The sequence below is a fragment of the Rhodospirillales bacterium genome, from assembly GCA_016872535.1.
Classification (GTDB): Bacteria; Pseudomonadota; Alphaproteobacteria; order Rhodospirillales; family 2-12-FULL-67-15; genus 2-12-FULL-67-15.
Window position 1 is genome coordinate 1 of record VGZQ01000132.1, and the last position, 4,278, is coordinate 4,278.

A 4,278-nucleotide genomic window follows, 5' to 3' on the forward strand; every position below is an offset into this window, starting at 1 on the left:
CATGTTCTGTCGTCTCAAGGACTTCCGGCGGATCGCCACCCGTTACGACAAACGCGCCGACGTCTTCCTCTCCGGCGTGTTCTTGGCCGCCGCCGTAGTATGGTGGGCCAATTGAGTCCGGACCCTAGGGCACGTTGCGAGCGAATGGAATCATTCCCCCCCTCACCCAGCTCCGGGTAAGGCGCGTCTTGCGACGCACCAACCCTACGCAACCCTCTCCCCCCGCAAGTCGCGGGGGGAGAGGGAAGGGTGAGGGGGCGGTGCCGCCTAATCGCAACAAGCGCTAGGACTGCGCCCAGGGCAATCCGTCGACCCGCCAGCCGCCCTTGGTGTTGCGGTGCGCGCGGTCGTCGCGGTCGCCCTCGAACCCGTGCGCGACGTTGTAGCAACGCCCGTAGCCGAGCTGGGTCATGGCGACCGCCGCGGCCCTGGAGCGCACGCCCGAGCGGCAGAGGAACAAAAGCGGCGTGTCGCGGGCGGGGAACCTGGCGATGAGCGCGTGGGGAAAATCGGCGTTTACCTGCTGGCTCGGAAACAGCTTCCACGGCGCCAAGAACGGCTCCTTGCCGAGCGCCTTGAGATCGGGCAGTCCGACGTAAGTCCACTCCGCGTCGGTGCGCACGTCGACGAGCTGGGCCTTGGGCTCGCGCGCGAGCATCTCCCACGCCTCCTTGGGTGAAATGTCGCCCGCATAGGCGCCTGGGGCGGCGGTGCCGTCGCTCGGACCTTTCATGGCGCATGGCTCTATCGCGCCGAACGGGCGGCCGCAAGGCCGCAACCGAGAGGGTTGTTTGCCGGGGCGCTTCCGCCATATTAGAAAGGCGCGCCGTCTTTCCCGCCCCCGGCTTTTCCCGCCCCCGGCTTTTCCCGCCATGACCGATTCCGCCGACAACCTGCAACGGCTTTCCGACCTGATCGCGGCCGCGAAACGGGCGGGCGCTTCCGCCGCCGACGCCCTGCTGGCGGAGGGCGTTTCCATGACCCTCGGCTGGCGGCTCGGCCAGCTCGAAAACCTGGAACGGGCGGAAGGCGTCGACGTGGGCCTGCGCGTGCTGTTCGGCAAGCGCCAGGCGATGGTGTCGTCCTCGGATTTGTCCGCCGCCGGCATGCGCGAGCTGGTCGAGCGCGCCGTCGCCATGGCCCGCGCCGCGCCGGAGGATCCCTTCTGCGGCTTGGCCGAGCCGGCGGACCTCGCCCGCGATTTTCCCGATCTCGATCTCGCCGACGCCCGCGACCCGAGCGTCGACGACCTGAAGGCGCGCGCGCGCGCCGCCGAGGACGCCGCGCGCGCGGTCGAGGGCGTCACCAATTCCGAAGGCGCGCAGGCGAGCTTTTCGCGCTCGACCGTCGCCCTGGTCGCCTCCAACGGCTTCGCCGCGATGCGCGGCGAAACCCATCACGGCGTCGCCGCCTCGGTGCTGGCCGGCAGCGGCACGGCGATGGAAACCGACTACGACTACGCTTCCGCCGTCCACGCCGCCGACCTCGCGCGCCCCGAGGCGATCGGCCGCTCGGCCGGGGAACGCGCGGTGCGACGGCTGAACCCGCGCAAGGTGGAAACCGCGAAAATGCCGGTGGTGTTCGAGCCGCGCGTGGCGAACAGCCTGGTCCGGCACCTGGCCTCGGCGGTCAACGGCGCCTCGGTCGCGCGCGGCACCACGTTCCTGAAAGATAAGATGGGCGTCCGAATTTTTCCCGAAACCGTCGCCATCGTCGACGATCCGCTGCGTCGGCGCGGATTGAATTCGCGCCCGTTCGACGGCGAGGGGCTGCCCGCGCGCCCGCTCAGGCTGGTGGAGAAGGGCGTGCTCAAGTCCTGGGTGCTCGATCTGCGCTCGGCCCGGCAACTGAACCTGAAAAGCACCGGACACGCCGCGCGCGGCGTGTCGTCGGCGCCTTCGCCCGCGACCTCGAATCTCTACCTCGAACCCGGCGCGCTCGCGCCCGAGGCGCTGCTCGCCGGCATCAAGGACGGCTTCTACGTCACCACCCTGATCGGCATGGGCGTCAACGGCGTCACCGGCGACTACAGCCGCGGCGCCGCCGGCTTCCGCATCGAAAACGGCGCGCTCGCCCATCCGGTGAGCGAAGTGACCATCGCCGGAAACCTGAAGGACATGTTCCTCAACCTCACGGCGGCGAACGACCTCGTCTTCCGCTACGGCACCGACGCGCCCACCGTGCGGATCGAGGGTCTCACCGTTGCCGGGCGTTGAATTTATAGAAACGCTCGCGTTTTCAAGGCACTGACAAGCACCGGGCGGTTGGCCGCGCGCCCCCGCGCGTGCTATGGTCCGCCTCCGAAAGCCTCCGGTTCCGCGAGGAGAATCAAGCCCTTGACCGGCCCCGCCGCGCCCCCGCCGCACGCGTCCTCCGTCCAGCTCATGCGCCGTCTGTTGCGGGAGAGCGTCAGGCCGTACGCGGGCACGCTCGCGCTCGCCGTCCTCTGCATGGCGCTGATGGCGAGCGCGACCGCGCTCAGCGCCTGGCTGATGAAGCCGGTGGTCAACGACGTGTTCATCGGCCGCGATCCGGCCATGCTGTGGCTGATCGGCGGCGCGGTGCTGGCGACGTTCCTGGTCAAGGGCCTCGCCAACTACGCCCAGGCCACGTTGATGAGCTACGTCGGGCTCAAGATCGTCGCCGACAATCAGAACCGCCTGTTCGCCCATCTCGCGCGCATGGACCTGCGCTTCTTCCACGACAACGCCACCGGGCGGCTGATTTCGCGTTTCACGGTGGATATCGGATTGATGCGCGCGGCCGTTTCCACGGTGCTGACCGGCTTCGGCAAGGACGCGCTGTCGCTGGTCGGCCTGGTGGCGGTGATGTTCATCCAGGACTGGCGGCTGGCGTTGACGGCGTTCGTCGTCTTTCCGGTCGCGGTCTGGCCGATCGCGCGGCTCGGGCGGCGTATGCGGCGCGTCACCGCCCACACCCAGGAGGAAATGGGCCAGCTGATGACCATCCTGGAGCAAACCATCCAGGGCATCCGCATCGTCAAATCCTACGTCATGGAGGAATACGAAAAACGCCGCGTCGCCGCCATCGTCGAGCGGGTGTTCGGCCTGACCCAGAAGGCGGCGCGGGTGCGCGCGCGCGCCAGCCCGATCATGGAGACGCTCGGCGGCGTCGCCGTGGCGCTGGTCATCGTCTACGGCGGCGCGCGCGTGATCGACGGCGCCACCGACGCCGGTTCGTTCTTTTCGTTCATCACCGCGCTGCTGCTGGCCTACGAGCCGATGAAGCACCTCGCCAACCTGAACACCAGCCTGCAGGAAGGGCTCGCCGGCGCGCAGCGCCTGTTCCAGGTGCTGGATACCGAACCCGGCGTGCGCGAATCGCCCGACGCGCGCGCGATCGAGGTCCGGCGCGGCGCCATCCGTTTCGACAACGTGCGCTTCGCCTACGTGCCCGGCCGCGTCGCCCTCGACGGCGTGTCGTTCGAGGTGCCCGCCGGCAAGACCGTCGCCCTGGTCGGCCCGTCGGGCGCGGGCAAGTCCACCATCCTCAATCTGGTGCCGCGTTTTTACGACCCGAACGAGGGCGCGGTCCTGATCGACGGCGTCGACGCGCGCGAGTTCACCTTCGCCTCCCTCAACCGCGCCATCGCGCTGGTCAGCCAGGAAGTGACGTTGTTCGACGACACCGTCGCCGCCAACATCGCCTACGGCCGCGCCGGCGCGGGCGAGGACGACATCCGCGCCGCCGCGCGCGCCGCCGGCGCCGAGGAGTTAATTACCGCGCTGCCCCAGGGCTACGACACGGTGGTCGGCGAGCGCGGCATCAAGCTCTCCGGCGGGCAGCGCCAGCGCCTCGCCATCGCGCGCGCCATGCTCAAGAACGCGCCGATCCTGCTGCTCGACGAGGCGACCAGCGCGCTCGATTCCGAATCCGAGCGCCAGGTCCAGGCGGCGCTCGCGCAGTTGACCAAGGACCGCACCACGCTGGTGATCGCGCACCGGCTTTCGACCGTGACCGGCGCCGACCAGATTTGCGTGGTCGAGGGCGGGCGCATCGTCGAGCGCGGCACCCACGCCGAATTGCTCGCGCGCGGCGGCTCTTACGCCCGCATCCACGCCATCCAGTTCGCCGGCGCCGAGGTGGCTGCACCCGCCCCGCGCGTCGCCGGGGCGTGACGGGAGGGAGCGGGCGCGCGGTGGGGTTGTTCAAATCCTTCTTCCGCCGCGACGGCGTGCGCCGGGCGCTTTGTTGGCTCGGCGCGGGCTATATCCGTTTCGTTCATGCGACCGGCCGCTGGCCGGTCACGCGCGGCGA

4 protein-coding genes are annotated in these 4,278 nt (G+C 69.6%); 3 read left to right on the forward strand and 1 reads right to left on the reverse strand.

The window, feature by feature from the left end; translation table 11 throughout:
• Positions 1–115: IS5/IS1182 family transposase (locus tag FJ311_15885; GenBank protein MBM3952914.1), on the forward strand; the 115-nt coding region annotated here is incomplete at its 5' end.
• 168 nt (positions 116–283) lie between these two features.
• Here the strand turns inward: FJ311_15885 and FJ311_15890 are convergent.
• Entirely contained in the window at positions 284–733 is a 450-nt protein-coding gene (locus FJ311_15890; GenBank protein MBM3952915.1) for a rhodanese-like domain-containing protein, read from the reverse strand.
• Positions 734–872: 139 nt separating this feature from the next.
• Between FJ311_15890 and FJ311_15895 the strand changes: the two genes are divergently transcribed.
• Positions 873–2,216 (forward strand): TldD/PmbA family protein, encoded by a 1,344-nt coding sequence (locus tag FJ311_15895; GenBank protein MBM3952916.1) that lies wholly within the window; start codon positions 873–875, stop codon positions 2,214–2,216.
• Between the two features lie 168 nt (positions 2,217–2,384).
• Positions 2,385–4,139: a lipid A export permease/ATP-binding protein MsbA gene (msbA, locus tag FJ311_15900; GenBank protein MBM3952917.1), complete on the forward strand. Its 1,755-nt coding sequence runs from the start codon at positions 2,385–2,387 to the stop codon at positions 4,137–4,139.
• Positions 4,140–4,278: the final 139 nt, after the last annotated feature.